At 59.0% G+C, this 21,371-nt stretch carries 12 protein-coding genes and 1 pseudogene; 8 read left to right on the plus strand and 5 right to left on the minus strand.

From position 1 onward, the window contains the following. Positions 1-16: 16 nt before the first annotated feature. Positions 17-547, minus strand: a complete 531-nt coding sequence (locus HB778_RS29155; RefSeq protein WP_183458948.1) for a hypothetical protein — start codon at positions 545-547, stop codon at positions 17-19. Next, entirely contained in the window at positions 544-783 is a 240-nt protein-coding gene (locus HB778_RS29160) for an HTH-like domain-containing protein (RefSeq protein WP_183458950.1), read from the minus strand. Before HB778_RS29160 ends, HB778_RS29155 begins: the two co-directional genes overlap by 4 nt. Positions 784-1,443: 660 nt before the next feature. On the opposite strand from HB778_RS29160, the gene HB778_RS29165 reads away from it, so the two are divergent. Further along, the gene (locus HB778_RS29165) at positions 1,444-3,549 is read left to right on the plus strand and encodes a type I secretion system permease/ATPase (protein ID WP_244662010.1); all 2,106 of its coding nucleotides are present in this window, start codon (positions 1,444-1,446) and stop codon (positions 3,547-3,549) included. Beyond that, a complete protein-coding gene (locus HB778_RS29170) occupies positions 3,550-4,998 on the plus strand; it encodes an HlyD family type I secretion periplasmic adaptor subunit (protein ID WP_183458954.1) in 1,449 nt (482 codons plus the stop codon). It abuts the gene before it with no gap. A gap of 101 nt (positions 4,999-5,099) precedes the next feature. Here the strand turns inward: HB778_RS29170 and HB778_RS29175 are convergent, their stop codons facing one another. Then, a complete protein-coding gene (locus HB778_RS29175; RefSeq protein ID WP_183458956.1) occupies positions 5,100-5,564 on the minus strand; it encodes a hypothetical protein in 465 nt (154 codons plus the stop codon). Between the two features lie 933 nt (positions 5,565-6,497). Then, positions 6,498-6,698 (minus strand): hypothetical protein, encoded by a 201-nt coding sequence (locus HB778_RS29180; RefSeq protein WP_183458958.1) that lies wholly within the window; start codon positions 6,696-6,698, stop codon positions 6,498-6,500. A gap of 30 nt (positions 6,699-6,728) precedes the next feature. Here HB778_RS29180 and HB778_RS29185 point away from each other — a divergent pair, with 30 nt between their 5' ends. Both HB778_RS29185 and HB778_RS29190 read left to right on the plus strand, forming a co-directional pair. Beyond that, complete coding sequence (locus tag HB778_RS29185) at positions 6,729-14,591, plus strand: beta strand repeat-containing protein (protein ID WP_183458960.1); 7,863 nt, start codon at positions 6,729-6,731, stop codon at positions 14,589-14,591. Positions 14,592-15,048: 457 nt separating this feature from the next. Further along, positions 15,049-16,977 carry an acyltransferase family protein gene (locus HB778_RS29190; protein WP_183458961.1) on the plus strand — a complete coding sequence of 643 codons (1,929 nt, stop codon included), beginning with the start codon at positions 15,049-15,051 and terminating at the stop codon, positions 16,975-16,977. A gap of 207 nt (positions 16,978-17,184) precedes the next feature. Here HB778_RS29190 and HB778_RS41775 read toward each other — a convergent pair. Then, positions 17,185-18,001, minus strand: a pseudogene (locus HB778_RS41775) (IS630 family transposase); the annotation flags it as partial. 481 nt (positions 18,002-18,482) lie between these two features. Between HB778_RS41775 and HB778_RS29205 the strand changes: the two are divergent. The 4 genes from HB778_RS29205 (at position 18,483) to rplK (ending at position 21,367) form a co-directional block, all read left to right on the plus strand. Continuing rightward, complete coding sequence (locus tag HB778_RS29205; protein ID WP_183458964.1) at positions 18,483-19,319, plus strand: class I SAM-dependent methyltransferase; 837 nt, start codon at positions 18,483-18,485, stop codon at positions 19,317-19,319. A 686-nt stretch (positions 19,320-20,005) separates the two neighbouring features. Then, a complete protein-coding gene (secE, locus tag HB778_RS29210) occupies positions 20,006-20,209 on the plus strand; it encodes a preprotein translocase subunit SecE (protein WP_010909260.1) in 204 nt (67 codons plus the stop codon). Positions 20,210-20,238: 29 nt separating this feature from the next. Then, positions 20,239-20,766 carry a transcription termination/antitermination protein NusG gene (nusG, locus tag HB778_RS29215; RefSeq protein WP_010909261.1) on the plus strand — a complete coding sequence of 176 codons (528 nt, stop codon included), beginning with the start codon at positions 20,239-20,241 and terminating at the stop codon, positions 20,764-20,766. Positions 20,767-20,938: 172 nt separating this feature from the next. Beyond that, positions 20,939-21,367: a 50S ribosomal protein L11 gene (gene rplK / locus HB778_RS29220; protein WP_095205116.1), complete on the plus strand. Its 429-nt coding sequence runs from the start codon at positions 20,939-20,941 to the stop codon at positions 21,365-21,367. Positions 21,368-21,371 lie beyond the last annotated feature (4 nt).

Genomic DNA, 21,371 nt, shown 5'->3' on the forward strand with positions numbered 1-21,371 from the left:
CGGGCCGAAGGGCAGTTCATTCCGATTCCTCCACAACCAGCGTTGGCGCTAGGTCCCCGAAAAGGTCGGTGAGAATTTCACGCAAGGTGCTACGGGGCACGAAGGCGGCACCTGGCACCTCGTGATGGTTCTTGCGGATCGGCCGTACACCGGTTTTGTTGGGCGTTGGGCGCCGGGAGTTGGGATAATGATCAAGCGCAGCGAGCGGTTCTCCTGGCGCAGCGCCAAACCAGAAAAACGGCCCCATGGCGAGGTCGGATTCCAGCCGGATCCAAATGGCGCAGCCACTGGGTTTATCAGCCAAGGCACGGGAGAGGGACACGGTGCCGGGCCTCTTCTGCGTTCCAGTCTTGAACTGGATGTGCCGAACGATCTTTCCTCGGGCCATGACCAAGTCGTAGCCGTGGGCGTCGAACTCCGATCGGAGGACCTCAACGTCATATACACCGAGCCGCCACAGCTCGCGGAGAGCGTCGCCTACGAACACATGCTCGACGATGCGCTCCCGCAGGGTGGAGTAAAGGTAGTTTGATGCGACGGTCGTCATATCCTGTCTACATCAAGGCCAGCGTCGATCAGCCTGCCGGCAATCTTGCGCATCTTCGCAAATTCAGTCCCGAAGGCCGGCGTCAGCCCCACGGCCGCGCAGAATTCCTTACCGGTAACACCCTCCAGGACATTGGCGTACTTGATCACCTGGACATGAAGCTCGGCGATATAGCCGTTCCGCGGCGATGTCTCGATTGCAACTTTGATTTTCTTTAGTGCTTCGTCAGCCGTCATTCGTAGAGCTCCGGGTCACTCGCTATGGATAGAGGTATCGTAGCATATAGCTAATAGCAATATGCTAAAAGCATAACTAAATCAGCAGGGGCTTTGATAGGCAGCTTTGATCCAGCATTCTCAAGTCGCGAGTCTGGACGATGCCCTCATTCCCCGGGAGTTTGTCTCGGTATGGACGGTGCAGGGGAGCGCCAAAATAAGGTCAAAAAGATCAGATTGCCTTACACAAATCCTTGCACGTCAATTAGAAAAATGCCAAATATTCCTGTGCAAACAAAGAGATGAAGAAAGGCTACTCGGTCTCCAAAACTGTGGCTCGTTACTCGATTTTATTATAAAATAATTAGTGTTGCTTTCCAGTGGCTTGGATGGGCTGTCAAAATTGTCCTGTAGCCTATGCTCTACCAATTTGTCATTGCGGACGTATCTCATTTCTGAGTGAAGCGGCGGCATTTCGCCCTATACGTTATGGTTTCCTAATATTTGTGCGATAGCTGGACCGCTGGCGTTTGATCCCCAGATATCACTTATGGCTACTTGCGCTCACAATGAAAGCGTCGCATGAGAGAAGCATTGTTTCCGTATCTTACCGGGGGGTAAGTGAACTCTGTCACGCCTATTGTAGGTGGGCTGGATAGTGGTGTCGTTTGCTTGACGCTGATGACGCAGTATTTGCGCCAGCCGGCCGATCCCGACGCCATTCGCCATGACCTTGGCCTGGGCGAACGGCTTGCCGATCGCGTCGACATCGTGCGAGCGGCGAAGCGATTGAAGCTCAAGGCCAGGATCGCCAGACAGTCGCCGAAGCGGCTGGATCGCCTGCCTTTGCCGGCCATCATTGAAAAGGCCGACGGCAGCTTTGCATTGCTGGCGGCGCTATCGCCAGGGAAGGTCCTGCTTCAGGATCCGCAGACCGGCACGCCGCAGGAGCTTTCTCGCGCCGATTTCGATGGGCTGTGGAGCGGCTATGTCGTGCTCGTCACAAGCCGCGCCTTCACTCAAGGCTTTTCCAGGCGCTTCGACTTCTCCTGGTTCATCCCCGAAATCATCCGCTACCGCTGGATCTTCGCCGAAGTGCTGCTGGCCTCATTCTTCGTGCAACTGCTCGGGCTGATCTCGCCGATCTTCTTCCAACTCGTCATCGACAAGGTGCTGGTCCACAACGGCCTCACCACGCTGGAGGTGCTGGTGATCGGCCTGTCGGCCGTGTCGATGTTCGAGGTGCTGCTCACCGGGCTTCGCACCTACACCACCATCCACACCACCAGCCGCATCGATGTCGCGCTCGGCGCAAAACTGTTCCACCATCTGCTTGGCCTGCCGATCGCCTATTTCGAGGCGCGCCAGACCGGCCAGACCGTGGCGCGCGTGCATGAGCTGGAAAACATCCGCGCCTTCCTCACCGGCTCGGCGCTCACCGTGCTGCTAGACGTCTTATTCCTCTTCGTCTTCCTCGCTGTCATGTATCTCTACAGCCCGTGGCTGACGCTGATCGTCATCTGCTCGATCCCGGCCTATGTCATCCTGTCGATGGCGGTGACGCCGGAGTTCCGCCGCCGCATCGAGGAAAAGTTCAACCGCGGCGCCGAGAACCAGACGTTCCTGGTCGAATCGATCGTCGGCGTCGAAACGCTGAAGGCGATGGCGGTGGAACCGCAGATGCAGCGGCGATGGGAGGACCAGCTTGCCGGCTATGTCGGCGCCGGCTTCCGCACGGCCAGGCTCGCCAATTTCGCCTCCAACACCGCGCAACTCATCTCCAAGGCGGTGATCGTCGCCACCATGTGGTTCGGCGCCAAGGCGGTGGTGGCGGGCGACATGACGGTCGGCCAGCTTGTCGCCTTCAACATCATGGCTGGCCGCGTTGCCGGCCCCGTGCTGCGGCTGGCGCAGCTGTGGCAAGACCTGCAGCAGGTTCGCATCTCGGTCGACCGGCTGGGCGACATCCTCAACGCGCCGGTCGAGATCTCGGGCGGCGGCGGGCAGGGCTCGCTGCGCAAGATATCGGGCCATGCCGCCTTCGACCACGTCACCTTCCGCTATCGCCCCGGCGAGCGCGAGATCCTGAGCGATGTTTCGTTCCAGACCGAACCCGGTGAGATCATCGGCATTGTCGGTCCGTCCGGCTCCGGCAAGAGCACCGTTGCCAAGCTTTTGCAGCGGCTGCATGTGCCGGAGCGCGGCCGCGTGCTGGTCGACGGCGTCGACCTGGCGCTGATCGATCCGCGCAGCCTCCGCCGCCAGATCGGCATCGTGCTGCAGGAGAATATTTTGTTCCGGCGCACGGTGCGCGAGAACATCGCGCTGGCCGATCCCGCGCTGCCGCTGGAGCGCGTCATCGAGGCGGCGAAATTGTCGGGCGCGCATGAGTTCATCCTGCAGCTCAAGTCGGGCTATGACACCGTGCTGGAGGAGCGCGGCTCCAACCTCTCCGGCGGCCAGCGCCAGCGCATCGCCATTGCGCGTGCGCTGGTCACCAATCCGCGCATCCTTTTGTTCGACGAGGCGACCAGTGCGCTCGACTACGAGTCCGAATACATCATCCAGCAGAACATGCGGCTGATGGCCAAGGGCCGCACCGTGTTCATCATCGCGCACCGGCTGGCGGCGCTCCGCGACGCCACCCGCATCATGACCATCGAGGCCGGCCGCATCACCGAGCAGGGCACGCATGAGGAGCTTTTGAAACTCAACGGCCGTTACGCCCAGCTCTACCGGCTGCAGGCCGAGCAGCGCCCCTCCGTCCAGCCCCAGGCGGCGGAGTAGATGATGGGGCGCTATTGGCAAGCGGTGAAAGAAGGCGTGGCCCGCGAGGCGGGAGCCAAGCGCCCGAAACTCAACCGCGACGAGCGCGCCTTCCAGGCGGCCGCGATTGAGATCCTGGAAACGCCTGCCTCGCCTGCCGCGCGTATCTTCTCGGGGCTGATCATGGTCTTTGCCGTCGGTGCACTGGCCTGGTCGTGGTACGGCCGCATCGACACCTATGCCACCGTGCAAGGCAAGCTGATCCCGATCGGCAAGGTGCAGGTCATCGAGCCGCTGATCACCGGCACGGTCAAGGCGCTGCATATCAAGGCGGGTGACCATGTCGCGGCCGGCGACGCGCTGGTCGAGCTCGACCCGTCCGAATACCAGGCCGAGCGGCAGAAAAATGCCGGCAACCTTGCCGCGGCGCAAGTCTCCAAGGCGCGGCTCCAGGCGCTGATCGACGCCGTGGCCGATGGCACGCCTGCCACAGAGGCGGCGTTCGTGGCGCCGGCAAACGCACCCGCGCCGCTTGTCGCGCTGCAGCGCCTGCAGATGCGCCAGTCGCTGGCCGCCTATCAGTCGGAGCAGGACAGCCTCGAAGCTGAGATCGCGCAGAAGCGCATCGAGATCGAGCGCGCCGGCAAGACGCTGGTCGAGCGCCGCAAGCTGGTTCAGCTCGCCGGCGACAGGCTGGATGTCTTCGAAGAACTGGAGAAGCGCCAGGTCGGCATCAAGACCAGCACCATCGAAGCGCGCCAGGGCGAGCAGGACCAGTTGATGGCAACCGTGTCCGACGAGGGCCACATCGCCGAGCTCGAAGCCACGGTGAAGACGCTCGCAGCGCAAAAGCGCGCCCGCCGCGATGCCTATCTCGACAAGGTCGCCACCGAACTGATCGAGATCGACCGCTCGATCGGCGTGCTGCAACAGGACCTTGCCAAGGCCGAACTCTTCGAGCGCGCCAGCCTGCTGAAATCTCCGGTCGCCGGCCGTGTGCAGCAGCTCGAAGTCAACACGCTGGGCGAGGTCGTGCAGACCGGCCAGAAGCTGATGGTGATGGTGCCCGATGGCACGAAACTCGAGATCGAGGCGATGCTGCTCAACCGCGACAAGGGCTTTGTCCATGAAGGGCAGGAGGTACGCGTCAAGCTCGAAGCCTTCCCCTTCACCCGCTACGGCACGCTCGACGGCAAGGTGCTGACCGTCTCCAACGATGCCATCCCCGCCGGCGCCCCGCAACAGGCCTCAGCCGCCAAGGAAGAGACCGTCCGCGACAGCGCCGGACCGCTGGTGTTTCCAGTGCGCATTGCGCTGAATGAGACATCGATCCGGGTTGAAGGCAGGGATGTCTTGCTGACGCCGGGTATGTCGGTGACCGCGGAGGTCAAGACGGGAAATCGGCGGGTGCTTGAGTACCTGCTCGACCCGCTGATGGAGATGACGGATGAGGCGTTTCATGAGCGGTGAAGCACAACTAGATACCCTGCAAATAGACTTATGCAAGCATGCCTACATCATGAATGCAGATCATATCATAGTAGTTATGGCGCCACCTTTCGGATTGAAAGCTATTTTCGGATAATTGCGTACAACGTGCCAGCCTGACTAAGGCTTTGATAAGCAAGGGTATCTGGAGATTTATCGTACAATGGAAGTGCAAACTTTTGCTCGGAATTGTCTACTTCTATGCTTCTCATTCCGTTTGAAAATGTGCAGCAGGGGCGATCCGCATTGCCGGTCGAATATAGAAAGAATACAAGTGAGCCTTGAGTAGATCTTATTATTAAATGAAACCCGTCACCGATTTTTATCTGGCAAGCGGTGGCGAGATTGCATTTGGCGTGAGCTCTATAAAGCTGATGATTCACTGTTTCAATCAGGAAGTCACCTTCGTAGGCGTCCGCTTGAGCCAGAGCATTTGATGAGAAAATCGTCATCGTAGCAGTAAGTAAAATACCAGTTGCGTGCATTCCAAACTCCAAAGCCGCGAAGATTTTGAATTCTAAACGAGGAATCCAATGGTTGAAAGACATACGCTTGCTCCTCCAGGAGAGACGCAGGGTACAATCAGCAGACAAGACGCTCTCGCGTATGCCCGGGGGTTGGTAGACGCTGCCCTCAACGGACCGAAATCCTATTCGCCTGCAGGTCCAAAACTTGGGCTGCCGGATTTGCTTGGAAATCTGGCACGGATCCCGGATCCCAACAATCCTAATCCGAGTCTAAAAGGTAATGCCAAAACCGTTGTTCGCGATCTCAATCATCTGAGGCAGAGGGTTGTTGATGAGCCAACGAGGGCCTACATCCAGCAATTGATCGACGGCGTTCAATCCTTAGCTGAGCAGATACTGAGTCAAACCACCTTCGATGAACAAGAGGGGCCGTTCAAAAAAGATCCCAAGATTTCAAGAAAAGAATTCGGGCCGTATATTCACCTGGATGAGCCAAGGATGACCGTTCGCCCTTGGAGCAATCCACCTCGCCTAATTGACAACATCTCGTTGTCCTCAGCTGGCCGGGGCGGCAGCGAATTTGGAGGAAACTCCCAGGCTGGTGGGGGAAGTTCCCCCGTTAGTTCCGGCTCGGGATCCAAAGCGCCATCGCAGTCCTCCAGTGACTCCAGAGCACCTGATCGAGCCTCCACTGCAGGCACATCACCTTCTCGGAGTGATATTTCAACCCCGTCGATGGCCCCAACGCCCAGTCCCCGTCCGAGTGTCTCAGGTGGATATTACACTGACGCCCCGGACCCAGCAGACTACAACGGAGACGGCGTAGTAACTCCCGGTGAGACCAACCAATGGAATGACGCCCATCCTGACCCGAAGGGAAAGAAGCCTCTCGATACCACGCTCACGTCAAGCATAACAACAAAGCCGTCCGTGTATGGCTTCCAGACTGGCCTAGTCAGTCCTTCCGGAGCGTCATCCAGTGGTGGTGGAGGGAGTGACCGCGCCAGCTCAGCCTCAAGCCCCTATGGGAATGGCGGCCTCATTTCGACCCCAGTAGGCGATCATGCTGGCCACCCCAATGGCGTATCCGGAAGCAAGGACAATGGCTGGAACGGTCATCCTGTCCTGCTTGACCTTTCTGGAAACGGCCTGTCGATAAACCCTCTCTCTTCGTCCGCGCAGTTCCTTGACTTTGAGGGAAATGGCTATCAGCATCGCACGGCCTGGGCGGATGCTGGCACCGGCGTGCTGGTGCTTGATGCCGATGGCGACGGCAAGATCAGCCGCTCCAGCGAGTTCGTCTTCACAGAATGGGACCAGACAGCGACCAGCGACCTCGAGGCGCTGAAGAGCGTCTTTGACACCAACCACAATGGCATGCTCGACGCCGGCGATAACCGCTGGTCTGAATTCAAGATCATGGTCGACGGCCAGCTTGTCTCGCTGGCCTCGCTTGGCATTGCCTCGATAGGCTTGACGCCATCAGGCAGCGGCCAGCAATTCACCGATGGGTCGGCGATCACCGGCACGGCGCAATTCACCCGGACAGACGGCAGCACCGGCACCGTCGGCGACGCTATTCTCGCCTCTGATGCGAACGGCTACATCATCAAGAGCACTGTCGTCACCAACGGCGACGGTTCGAAAACCACGACGCTTGGCGGCTACGACAAGGATGGAACGTTGGCGTTCCAGAACCGCATCACGGTCAGTGCCAACGGGCTATCGACGACGACGCAGTTCGACGATGACGGCAACGGCACCTATGAACGCTCGCAGACCGACGTGACGACAATCACGGCGGGTGTGCGTCAACGCACCGTCAGCGATTTCAACACCGACGGCTCGCTTGCCAGCCGGGTGACGACGACCACCAGCGCTGACAAGACGACGGTGACGACCGCGCTCGACCAAGATGGCGATGGCGTCAACGATCAGGTCCAGGTCTTCGTCAGAAATGTTGGCGGCTCGGCCACGACGACGGTTTCCGAATACAGCCTCAACGGCACCTTGCTTCGTAAGGTCGCGACAACGGCATCGGCCGATGGCCTGACCAAAACCGTTCAGAGCGATTCCACTGGCAGCGGCGTTTACGATCTCGTCAGCACCGAAACCACGTTTGTCGCCGGCGATGGGACACGCACCAAGACGGTTGCCGAAACCAGCAGTGGCGGCACGCTTATCGACAAGGAGCAGACGATCACCAGTGCCGACGGCCGCACACGCACCGTCTCGCATGATCTCGACGGCAACGGCACGTACGAAACCCGCGATGTGACCGCTATCACCAATGGCGCCAATGGCGTCTCGGTCACCACCGTTTCCTCTTACAGTTCCACCGATGTGCTCATCGGCAAGTCCGTCGCCACCACCAGCGACGACGGGTTGGTAAAGACAGTTTCGACCGATCTCGATGGCGATGGCCTCTTCGACATCACGTCCTCAGACGTGACGGTAGTGGGAACCGGAGGCAGCCTGACCGAAACTCAACAGGCAAAAAGTCGTGACGGCTCGCTGTTTTCGAGCGTCACCACCAACACAAGCGCGGATCGCAAGACCATCTCCATCGTTTCGGACTCTGATGGAGACGGCCATGTCGATGCTGTCAAGACCATCGCGGTCGATGGTGCCGGAGTAACGACGTCGATCGTCAGCGCCTTCAATCCCGACGGCTCTCTTGTCGGCAAGACATTCGACCAAACCTCGGCCGATGGCCTGTCGCTAACCAGCAAAGCCGATCTGAACAGCGACGGTGTCTATGATGTGACCGTCACCGATGTAACGACGACGGACGCATCCAGCAATCGCACGCATACGGTGACGACCACCAGTGCCAGTGGGGCGCTGATCGGCAGCAGCGCAATCACCACCAGCGCCGACAGCCTGACGCAGACGGTGAAGGACGACATCAACACCGATGGTACTGTCGACCGCACTACGGTGCGGGCAACCGTGCTTGGCGGTGACGGCAGCCGCACCGTGACCACCACGACGACCAGCACCAGCGGTGCGACGCTTGCCAGGACGGAAGTCACGACCAGTGCCGACCGCAAAACGATCACGACCACGAACGACGCCAATGGCGACGGGCATGCTGACCAGATTCAGGTCAGCGTGCGCAATGCCGACGGCTCGACCACGATTGCCGAGATAGATGTCGCAATAAGTGGGGATTATACGAGCAAGCGCACAACCACGGTAAGCGCCAACGGACTTACCAAAACGACTGTCTCTAAAGAGAATTCCTCTGACTACGTGAATCAGGGAGCGATCTACAGGATCTATCACTCGATCCTTGGTCGCGATCCGGATCAAAGTGGCTTCCAGAATCAGCTTTCCTTCTTAGAGAGCGGCACATCGGAAGCGGCTTTGATCAACAATTTTCTAAATTCCGCTGAATTCCAGCAAAAGTATGGGTCGCTCGACAACCAACAGTTTGTCACGCTGCTTTACCAGAATGCCCTGGGTCGGGCGCCGGATTCCGCCGGCCTGAGCTATTGGGTCAACGCGCTCAATGGCGGCACATCGCGCGCGGCTGTCGCGCAAGGCATCATCGAATCCGCGGAAGCCCATTCGCACAATGCGAATGCCGAACTTGATTGGGTGTCGGCCAACGCGATTGTGACCGGATGCGCACCAGAAACCGTGAAGGACTCTACGGTTTTGAACTCCGACGGCTCGAAGACTGAGACGCTGGAAGACTTCGCCAGCGATGGCACCTTGCTCGCTAAACGCGTAGTCACCACCAGCGGTAACGGCTTGTCAGTGACCACGCAGCGCGACGCCGACGGCGATGGCGTTGTCGAGAACAAGTCGAGCGACGTCACTGTGCTGAGCGCCGATGGCTCGACAACCAGGACAGTGTCCGCGCTCGCCGGAACCGGAGCGTTGATCGGCAAAACCATCACAACGGTCAGTGCCAATGACTTGACATCGACGGTGCAGTCCGACCTCGACGGCAACGGCACAGTCGACCGGACCAGCACCACCGTCACGACGCTCGGCGCCGACGGTTCGAAGACGGACACCGTCACCGTTCTCAATGCCGGCAGCGTTCAGATTGCCCGCTATCAGACAGTTACCAGCGCTGACGGCAAGACGGTGACGACGACAAGGGATGTCAACGGCAATGGGGCGATCGATGACAGCAGTTCCACCGCCCGCAATGCCGACGGCTCGACGACGACGGTCAATCGCACCTACGCGGCTGGTGCCCTGACGTCGTCCGCCACCAAAACAGTCAGTGCGAATGGCCTTTCCACCACGATCGCCGCTGATCTCGACGGCAACGGCGCGATCGACCAGTCGACCACCGATGTCACCGTTCTTAATGCCGACGGCAGCAAGACCGAGACCATCACGGATTTTGATGCCGCAGGAGCGGTCAAAGACAAGACGACGATCGTTACAAGCGCCAACGGCCTGACCAAGACCGTGACTTGGGCGGCTGTCGGTGCGACCACCAGCCGCTCGATGGTCGACGCAACTTTGCTTAACGCCGACGGCAGCACGACCGAGACGGTCGACTACAAAAAGGCAGACGGCTCGCTAGAGAGCCGGACTGTCAAGACGGTCAGCGCCAACAAGCTGACGACGACCGTGACGAAGGACGTCAACGGCGATGGCACCGTCGATTTGACGACGACGACCGTAACGGCAGTCGACGGCAGCATCACGGCCACCACAATGGGACCTGACACGACCGCCAATGCGTTGGGGACTGGGGCCTATACAACGGCGCCTTCCACCACCAGTAAGACGACGACGGTCAGCGCGAACGGACTTGGCAGCACGACACTCTATGGTGCCACATCGGTCGACTACCTTCCGGATTTGCCCAGCAAGAGAACGACCGAGACGACAACGGGAGCCGACAAGTCCACGGTTCAGATCATCAAGGCCTATGAATCGACGACCCTGACCGAGCAGACCAGGACAACGACTGCAGGAGATGGGCTTTCTACGACGAAGGAATGGGACCTCAACGGCGACGGGACCTACGACCGGAAGGAGACGGATGTCACGGTTCTGAATGCCGACGGCTCGAATGTTCATACGGTCAACAAATTCGAGGGAGCAACCCAAACCAGCAGTTTTGTCACAACGACCAGCGCCAATGGCCTGTCGGTGACGACCAGCCTGGATCTCTACGGAGCTAGTCCGTTCAGCCAGGATTCGACAGACGTCACGACTGTCGATGCGGACGGCTCGCGGACAAGGACCGTCACCAACTACAAGGCCGATGGGTCGCAGCTGTCGAAATTCATCACCACGATACCCACCGACGGTCGAACCATCACGACGCAGGAAGACACCGACGGCGTGGTTGGGATAGATCGCGTCACCGTCGACGACACTAGGGTACTGGGCGATGGCTCCGTGGTCGAAACGGTCAAGCGGTCGACGCCCGCCGGGACGCTGCTGGACAGCTCGGTCACCACGACCAGCGGTGATGGCCGGATCATCTCGATTTCGCGGGATGCGGATGGCGACGGCACGGTCGATCAGACCGAGGTTACCACCAAGGCTGTCGACGGCTCTGTCACCACGCTGATCACCGACTTCAGCGGCACCAATCACAAATTGAGCACGACGAAGATTTCGACCAGCGCCGATGGACTTCTGACGACGACCCAATGGGATTTCGATGCCAACGGTACCGTTGATCAAAGCCGTCAGATAAACGTCGCCAATCTGGGCAACGGCATCACGGACACGAAGACGTTCGACGGGAAAGGCCCTTCGAATACGTTCTTTAACAAAACAACGACCTATGCGAGCGATGATGGCCGCAGCCGCTGGACAGGCGTGGATTATGACGCCAGCGGCGGCGGCTTCGACAATATGGATAGCGTCATCACCATGGCTGATGGGTCCACGGTTGAGGGTATACACAACAGGAACCAGGATGCATCGCATCTCATCCCGGGAGTGATTTACTGGCAAGCAGCGATCCCAGCCAATGTCATCATAAAGAAGAGCGCTGACGGGCTGACGACAAACTACTGGTATGATTACGGCGGCAGCGGAACGAGTCCGGTGTCAGTAGAGAACCCTAGCGTATCCGGCTACGAAGTGACTGCCGTCGCGCAGGCTCAGATCGATGGTTCGGTTGTGACCCAGATATCCGGGCATGCGGCCTGGAATGGCCCTGTCACACAGAAAGGGATTTTGACCGTCAGCGCTGACGGCATGACAAGCACGTTGCTAAAAGACGCCGACAACAACGGCACTTACGAACACAAGGAAGTGGCGGTCACCCGGATCGATGGTTCCATCCACGAGATCGTCACGGACTACAACGCTAGTGGCGTTGTCACTCAGACGGTGACCATCGACGTCAGCGCCAACAGGCAGTCGACGTCGGTCATAACCGCCAATGCCACGACCGGAACCGGCACCACGTCAAGCTTCGGTGTTGAATTCGTGTCGCCCGGTACAACCAACGACACGATCACCGGTAGCGCGGGGGACGATCAGATCAGTGCCGGGGCGGGCAATGACACGATCAACGGCGGTGCTGGCGATGACTTCATCGATGGCGGCATTGGCGCCGATACGATGAACGGCGGCGCCGGCAACGACACCTTCGTGGTCGACAACACTTCGGACCAGGTTGTAGAGGCCGCCAGCCAGGGCACTGACACCGTGCTGAGTTCCGTCACCTATACTATTTCCGATGCCGACGTCGAAAACCTGACGTTGACTGGCACGGCCGCGATCAATGGCTTCGGAAACGGCTCTGCCAACGTCTTGACGGGAAATTCTGCCGCGAATGAAATTAGGGCAGGTGGCGGCAACGACACGGTCAATGGCGGCGGCGGAAACGACTTCCTGATCGGCGACGATGGTGACGACACTATGGTTGGCGGCACCGGCAATGACTACCTCAACGGCGTCAACGGATCTGATACCTACGTTTTCCAACGCGGGGATGGCGCCGACAGGATCGAGGACTTTGTGGTGACGGACCAGATCACCGCCGCCGATACCAGCGCCGCTCAATCTCTTGGCGTGTCTGCCACTGGCATCGTAAATACTTGGGTAGGAGGATACATCTGGCAAACAAGTACCAATTCGCTCCTCAAGGCTATTGCCGCATCAGGAACCGACACGCTTAAACTGACGGGCGGCATAACTGCGGATGACCTCTCGTTCTCGTGGGGAGGCCCCGGCCAGGACAACCTACTTGTCGCTATCGCCGGCGGACCAGCAGGGGACAGCATAAACCTTAGCCAATATGGCATTGCGGTGGGCAAAATCGAGAATCTCCAGTTGGATGGGCTTGGCGTGCTGAACTTTGGGGTGGCGACCACAGTCGGCCCGATGGTCAGTGGGCCCGCTTCGACATCTTCGGCCGTATCGGTGATCGTTGACGGTACCGCGGGAGCGGACATCCTGTTCGGACTCGCTGGCGCTGAGCGCCTCAACGGTGGGGCTGGCAACGACATTCTTTATGGCGGGGCTGGCAACGACGTTCTCTATGGCGGTGCTGGTGACGACACGATGTATGGTGGCGCCGGCAACGACTATTACAATGGTGAGGACGGCAGCGATCGCTACGTGTTTCGACATGGTGATGGCAGCGACAAAATCCAGGATTTTAGCGTCGTCACAACCACGAGCGCCGCCGACATCAGCGCCGCGCATGCTCTCGGCGTGTACGCAGGGGGTGTCATGGACACTTGGCTTGGTGGCTTTGTTTGGCAAAGCAGCACAAATAGCCTCTCCAAACTGGTGGCTACTTCTGGCACCGATACACTAGTGCTCACAGGAGGCATCACGGCGGAGGATCTGTCGTTCTCATGGACAGGGGTAGGGCTGGATAATCTTGTTGTTAACATCGCCGGCGGTTCCGTCGGAGACAGCATCATACTCGGCCAGCAGGCAATTGCTGCCGCGAGAATCGAGAAGCTTCAGCTGGACGACCTCGGCAGCATGAACCTCTTCGTCGCGCCATCGGTCGGCGGAGCCGTGAGCGGCACCACAGACGCGGATATCATGTTCGGCCTCGGCGGGAATGAGACGCTCACTGGCGGTGCCGGCAACGATGTAATGTTCGGGGGTGACGGCAGTGACATCCTCAGCGCTGGAGATGGCAATGACCGTCTGATCGGCGGCAAGGGCAATGATTTTCTGTGGGGAGAGGGTGGCGACGATCAATACGTGTTCCGCCGCGGTGATGGTAGCGACGCCATATCGAATTACACTTGGCCCGCCACAGCGCTGGCCGCCGATGTCACAGCAGCCAGCGCGCTAGGGGTGCGAGCAGGAGGAGTCGTCAACACCTGGGTGGGCGGTTACTACTGGCAAACAGCAAGCAGCAGTTTGCTCAAGGCATCGGGGACCGGCACCTCGACGCTCGTCCTGGAGGGAGGCATCAAGGCAGATGATCTCTCGTTCTCCTGGACCGGACTGCAAGGTGAAGATTTGTCGATCAACATTGCCGGTGGCCCAGCGGGAGACACGGTGTCCATCTCCCAAGAGGCTTTGGCAGCTGGGCGTGTCGAAAACCTCCAACTGGACGGTCTTGGTCCGCTCAACTTCCTCGTTGCGCGAACGGCAGGTGGAACAGTCACCGGTAGCACGGCGGCCGATATCATCTTTGGCCTCGGCGGCAACGAAACGCTGAACGGCGATGCCGGCAATGACATCCTCTCTGGCGGCGCCGGCAACGATACGCTGGTCGGTGGCACGGGCAATGACCAGTATCGGTTCAGGGCTGGCGATGGCGCCGACACCATCGTCGAATCCGGCGCCTACAACGACAATGACGAGCTCGATTTCGGCTCCGGTATTGACTGGAACGAACTCTGGTTCAGCCAGCAGGGCAACAGCCTCGTCGTCTCCGTGCTGGGAACGACCGACAAAATTACGGTCAACGGCTGGTTCGCAGGCCCCGGCAATGTCGTCGAGACGATCAAGTCCGGTGACGGTAAGGTGCTGCATCAATCCGATGTCGCGACCTTAGTCGCGGCGATGGCCGGCTTTGATCCGGCAACCTCGCCGACAGGATCTGGCATTCAGCCCAATGATCCAAGGCTTGGTGATCCGAACCAGATCGGCACCATCGCGGCAGCTATGCAGTCGTCTTGGATGGCTGCGTGAGCAGAAACATCGAGCGGCAATCGGGCATTGCCCGATTGCCGCTCGAGGGTTCAGTCTGCGCATCAGGATCCTTCACCATGATGTGGCGAACGAACTCGACCCCTATGAGGAGACGATATTTTGATCCCGTGACCGCCACAGCGCTGGACAGCAGGAATAGTCCAGCGTCCGTGTCCTTACCGCGCGTGCAGTGCATCTGCTGACAATCGCTTGCATGGACGTTTTCCGGGATGTGCGCCTTCACTCACGCTTGGGATTAGCGGTTTTTGTTGAAGCCGCTCGCGGGAGCGGGGCGAGCTGCCGCATCTCGGGTCTTCGAATGAGCCGTTCATCCGGCATGGCAAACAAAGCAAAGCTCTTTCGCCGCAATAAACGGACTGGTGCCAGATTGAGCGTTGGTGGGATATTTCGTAGGTTTGCCCCCAAGGGGCGAGCGCAGCCGGACTGGAGAATTCGAATGACTGTCGAGGCTGTGTTCAAGTCGCTTTCGAGTGGCTCAGTGAAGCCGGCAGCGCATACCTATCGACCAGAAATCGATGGGTTGCGTGCTGTTGCGGTGCTTCCTGTGCTGCTCTTTCACGCCGGATTGGCCGGATTTGAAAACGGCTATCTCGGTGTCGACATCTTCTTCGTCATCAGCGGCTATCTCATCACCGGCATCTTGCTAGACGAGCGCCGCCGAACAGGCAAAGTGTCCTTTATCTCATTCTACGAGCGCCGGCTTAGGCGGATACTTCCGGCGCTTGCGGTGGTGGTTACAGCGTCGGCCGCAGCGGCGTGGTTTGTGCTGACACCGGTGCGCATGGAAGAGTTTTCAAAGTCGGTGATTTCCGCCTTCACGTTCAGCGCGAATTTCTGGTTCTTGGCGCAGACGCACTATTTTTCCACCGCGACAGACGAGCAGCCCCTCATCCACCTGTGGAGCCTTGGTGTTGAGGAGCAGTTCTATGTCGCTTTGCCCCTGCTTGTGTTGCTGACAAATCGCATCCCCGAGAAGGCTCTTTTCGTCGCGATTGGAGTGCTTGGGGTGGCGTCCCTGCTCCTGTCTGAACTGGTTTCTGCCGCCTCGCCGGACGCGGCGTTCTATCGACCGGACACTAGAGCGTGGGAATTGCTCGCTGGCGCCGCATGTGCCTTCTTGGCCAGCGGTAAAATTTGTTTTCCTCAGCTGCTTGCGGCTGCCGGCGCAGCCCTGATCGCGCTCTCGCTCTTTGTTTTGCCAGGTCCGGGACTCCCGAATTTTCTCGCCGTGCCGGTTTGTCTCGGCACAGCCTTGGTTCTGTTATCCGCGACGGGAGCTTCCGGCATCGGAAGGATACTCGCTGCGCCGGGGATCACCCACATCGGCTTGATTTCCTATTCGCTGTATCTTTGGCATCAACCGCTTCTGGCTCTGGCGAGGGTTCGCCAAATGGCGCCACTCTCGACCGGCCTTACTTGCATGGTCTTGGCGATCTGTGTCGTGCTGGCGTCTGCCACCTGGTACTTCGTCGAACGCCCGTTTCGCGACCGCAGCCGAACCGATAGGAAAACCGTGGTTGCGTGCAGCGCCTTTGCTGCGTCTGCATTGGTCGGTTTTGGGGCTGCCGGCAGCGGCGACGGATATGCCTTCCGATATGGCGAATTGAAGGAAAAATATTTCGCCTCGGTCGACGTCATCGACGATTTGCAGAGCACCAAAAGCAAAGCAATTCGGATGGGTATCTGTCATTTCCGCGCAGACAGGAGCCCGCCACTGGATCGCTTCCTCGAGGATTGGAATTGCCGCGGATCGGCGAGCGGCGCAGACACCCTTGTCGTCGGAGACAGTCATGCAGCCGATAAGGCGGCGGCGCTAAGGCTCAACGGCATCGATATCGCCCAGATGACGGGGGCCGGCTGTTCAGTGGTTCCAAGTCTCATGAGCCGGGATTGCCGCCGACTATTTGACAAGGTGGTCGCGGAATACACAGGCTTTCACCGCGTCGACCGTCTGATCATAGCCAACAAGCAGTTGCCGAATATCTACACCAGGCAGCAAGTCGCCGAGGCCATCAAATTTTGGCAGCCGCTTGGAGCGAGAATCTTCTGGTTCAGCGACATGCCCCAATTCACCGAACTCGAAGATCGCAAGGCTCAGAACATCCTTGCCCGAGGCGATGCGTCGTCTGGAGCCTTTCCATCAACGTTGGACGAGGCACGCCGTAACTATGCGTACATGGTCGACCTCGAGCATGGGCAGTTCACAGCCGTCGACTCGGCCAGCCTTTTTTGCTCGCTCTCGGAATGCCAGCCTTTCGTGAAAAGTCGCGGGTGGATAGCCTCACCATATGGGCACCTCACCGCCATAGGCGCTTACCTGTTTGGCCAGAAATTGCTGCAGCACGATCCCACGTTTCGGTCGTAACTATTTGGCCGACGCCGATCTATGGAGACACGCCCCGACCTGCTTCCGAGAAGCTACGCCGTCGCCGGCAAGGCATTTCTAATTGGGACGTACGCGAAGAGTATCTCGCGTTTAGCTCGATGCGGGAGCTGCAAGTTCTATCATTGCCGACTGATTTTTCTTCTGGCCATCGATGGGGATAGGGGCACGAACCTAGAGCGGATGAATCTAGGTTGGCGCATAACCTGCCTCGATGAAGTAATTTCCGCATTCGATTGAGGAGACGGTGCCGAGGATTTGGCCGATGGCGTCACGGACGGTCTCGACTGTTCGCTTGGCAGCCTTGTGCAGCCAATGCTTGAGTTTGGCGAAGAGCTTCTCGATCGGGTTGAGGTCGGGCGAATATTTCGGCAGCAAGAACAGCCTGGCGCCGGCCGAGCGGATGGCGCGGCGCACGGCCTTGCCCTTGTGCGAACCGAGATTGTCCATGATGACGATGTCGCCGGCTTCGAGCGTGGGAACCAGAATCCTGTCGACATAGAGCTGGAAACGCTCACCGTTGATCGGTCCGTCGATGAGCCATGGTGCATCGACGCGATCATGGCGCAGCGCCGCCAGGAAGGTCATAGTCTTCCAATGGCCGTGCGGCACCTTGGCTCTGATCCTTTGGCCGCGTGGCGCCCATCCCCTGAGCGGCGCCATGTTGGTCTTGGTCCATGTCTCGTCAATGAACACCAAGCGGGAAGCATCGATGCGGAACTGATACTTGACTCACTGTGCCCGCCGGTGCGCTACTTCCGGGCGATCCTGTTCAGCTGCGATCAGCGTCTTTTTTGTGACTGGGCTTCTCGGCGTGGACGAACTCCCACACCGACCGGTAATCGACCTTCAGGCCGCGCTCGCCAAGTTCGCCCACGAGACCGCGCAGCGTGAAATCAGTAGCCCGGCAGTGTGCAAGCAGCCAGTCCCGATGCGCCCCGGCAATCTTCTTTGGCCTGTGCCCACCCATCTTGCCGGGCACAAGACTGCTCGTCTCGCGCAAGCGGCTTGGGGGACAACTTACCATCATGAGTTTCCCTCGGGAACGAGGCCACCCCCACTGGATAGTCTCTATCCGAACGCTCGTGCCCTCATGACCAATGGTGTTCAGATATGAGGAGGGCGCTCGACAATCCGATTACACCAACATGGACCGCTGTGCCTGTTGGGGATTTTGTTCCACCGACCCCAGCGGCCATCGACATTCTGTTATTCACGGTCAGCGGAGGGGCGCTCGTTCGAACAATTCGTACGGGGAGCTGGAGCACCACCAACCCGCCGATCATGAACACTCTGGCAGCGGCGAAATCCTGCGCGTGCACACCCGCGAGATGATGAATGTTGAATCTGCCAATATCTATTATGCCAGCAGCTTCGGCGCCGACCCCGGTCTGGCGTGCTGTGGATGGGAGGACAACATCTGATTGTCGCAAGTCGCCGGCTTATAGGAGTAGCGGACGCGCTGCTGATCGGCTATCGACGCATCCATGACCGACTTTCAGCCTTGGAAAATATCTTGCTTTTGCCCCATTTGCCAGAAATCTACCGAGTTCGTGGCCAAGGGCGAATGGCTGCGTGACGAACTGATCTGCACAACTTGTCCGGGTGGATCGATACCCCGAGAGCGAGCGTTGGCCCTAGTCCTCAACGAGCTGAGACCAAACTGGCGCGACCTGCACATCCATGAATCGTCGCCCGCGTATCGGGGCGTCTCTCAGGTGATGAGGCGCGAGGCGCAGCACTACGTCGGATCGCAATACTTTCCTGACACGCCGTTAGGATCGACCTTGAGAGGGGTCCGAAACGAAAACCTGGAAAGCATGACTTTCGAGGATGGCACCTTCGACATCACCGTCACGCTCGATGTCATGGAGCACGTCTATCATCCGGACAAGGCAATCGCCGAGATTTTCAGAACGCTAAAGCCAGGCGGTATCTACATTTGTACTTTCCCGGTACGAAAGCAGCAGGCAAGCGGATGGGAGCGCAGGTTCGTCCAACACGCTGACGGGACCAGGGTGCATCTGAAAGAGCCCGAAATCCACGGCAACCCGGTGAGCAGCGAAGGGTCGATCGTGACCATCGACTACGGGTACGACCTGCACCTGGCCATCGCGGAATGGGCTCCATTTGACGTCCGGGTGTATCGCTTCGCCGATAGGACCCACGGTATCCTTGGGGAGTACACGGATCTGACCGTCTGCGCCAAGCCGGCGTCATCGCCTACAGACAAGGTCGCTGTCAGCCAGAGTGAACTATCACGGCGCAAGCGGGAGCCCGCCCTCAGCCGCCTCGCCAAACGGGTTCGCGCACTCATCCGCTGACCTACCGCCGTTCAAGCGGCTTACAGTTTCGCCGCGACCGCGCCGAGCTGTCGCGCAGTCCAAGTACTGCTGGCATTCCCCTAGGCTCCTTTGCATTGCAGATGGTGTCGTCCGGCGCATCCTTGGGCCAACAAATGCGATGGCGCGAACGCACCGCCTAACTAGAGGCTAAAACCTGCCGAAACGATCGAATGCCGTTACACAAATCCTTGCACATCGATCCAGAAAGTGCCAAATATTTAAATGCAAACAATGAGATGGCATAAGGATAGTCGGTCTCCAAAACCGCAGGTCGTAGGTTCGAGCCCTGCTGCCCGTGCCATTTTCCGAAATGGCCATCAGAAACGACATTTCCGCGGACCGCCCTTTGAAAATCGGCGACACGCTTGCCATATTAGCCCGATTGGGGCATAAGGGCGCCATAGCCGGGACGGAACGACTGGATGGTTCCGAGGCGGCGTTTGGTCATAAAGCGGACACTTGCCACTTGCGTGGATCAAGAATCGGTTTTATGTAGACAGAACAGACACGCGACGCGTGGAGCTGGGAAGCCGGCTTTACGCGTCTGATTTGCATGGGCGAAATGATTGCGCTGATTCGGCGCGAGACTGGGCTCAGGCGGCACGTCCCGGCCAGCGGGATCATCCAGGGGACCCGGCCAACGGGTCTTGAAGACAGAGCGGCATATGGCTTCGAAAACCACAAATCCTTTCGTCTTTCTCCAGCAGGTTCGCTCGGAGACCGCCAAGGTGACTTGGCCGTCGCGGCGCGAAACGATGATCTCGACGGTGATGGTTCTGGCCTTCGCTGTGATTGCGATGATCTTTTTCTTTAGCGCCGATCAGTTGATGGGCCTCGCGATCGAACAGATTCTGGGCATTGGACGCTAAGTCCGGCGACTACGGAGAAGTCTAAAAAAATGGCTGCGCGCTGGTACATCGTCCACGCTTATTCGAACTTTGAAAAGAAGGTCGCCGAGGATATCGAGAACAAGGCCAAGCAGAAGGGCCTGTCCGCCGATATCGAGCAGATCGTGGTGCCGACCGAGAAGGTGGTCGAGGTTCGTCGTGGCCGCAAGGTCGATGCCGAGCGCAAGTTCTTCCCGGGCTATGTGCTCCTGAAGGCCAATTTGACCGATGCCGTGTTCTCGCTGGTCAAGAACACGCCGAAGGTCACCGGCTTTCTCGGTGACTCCAAGCCCGTGCCGATCACCGAGGCGGAAGCGCAGCGCATCCTGAACCAGGTGCAGGAAGGCGTCGAGCGGCCGAAGCCCTCGGTCACGTTCGAGATCGGCGAGGCGATCCGTGTTTCGGATGGTCCTTTCGCGTCGTTCAATGGCTTCGTCCAGGAAGTGGACGAGGAGCGGGCGCGGCTCAAGGTGGAAGTTTCGATCTTCGGGCGCGCCGTGCCCGTCGATCTGGAATTCGGACAGGTCGAAAAGGGCTGATCCGAAATCCCTGATGCCGGTCTGGCGATCAGGGGAGGCGGTGCGGAAACGCATGGCCTGAGAACGGTGGGAGGCGAATGTGGCTTTAGCCGGCCGCGCGAACCGCACCACCAGACTGCAACCGCCGGTGTTTCCCAAGATGGGGCCGGCATAGACAAAGGCAGGAAAAGAGATGGCTAAGAAAATTGCAGGCCAGCTCAAGCTTCAGGTCTCCGCGGGTTCGGCTACGCCGTCGCCCCCGATCGGCCCGGCGCTTGGTCAGCGTGGCATCAACATCATGGAGTTCTGCAAGGCGTTCAACGCGCAGACCCAGGAAATGGAAAAGGGATCGCCGGTTCCGGTCGTCATCACCTATTACCAGGACAAGTCGTTCACCTTCGTCATGAAGACGCCGCCGGTGAGCTATTTCCTGAAGAAGGCCGCGAACCTGAAGTCGGGCTCGAAGGAGCCGGGCAAGCTCAAGGTCGGCACGATCGGCCGCGACAAGGTGCGCGAAATCGCGACCGCGAAGATGAAGGATCTGAACGCAAACGACGTCGAGGCGGCCATGCGCATGGTCGAGGGCTCCGCCCGCTCGATGGGTCTGGAAGTGGTGGGCTAAGATC

Source organism: Mesorhizobium huakuii (assembly GCF_014189455.1).
Lineage (GTDB): Bacteria > Pseudomonadota > Alphaproteobacteria > Rhizobiales > Rhizobiaceae > Mesorhizobium > Mesorhizobium huakuii_A.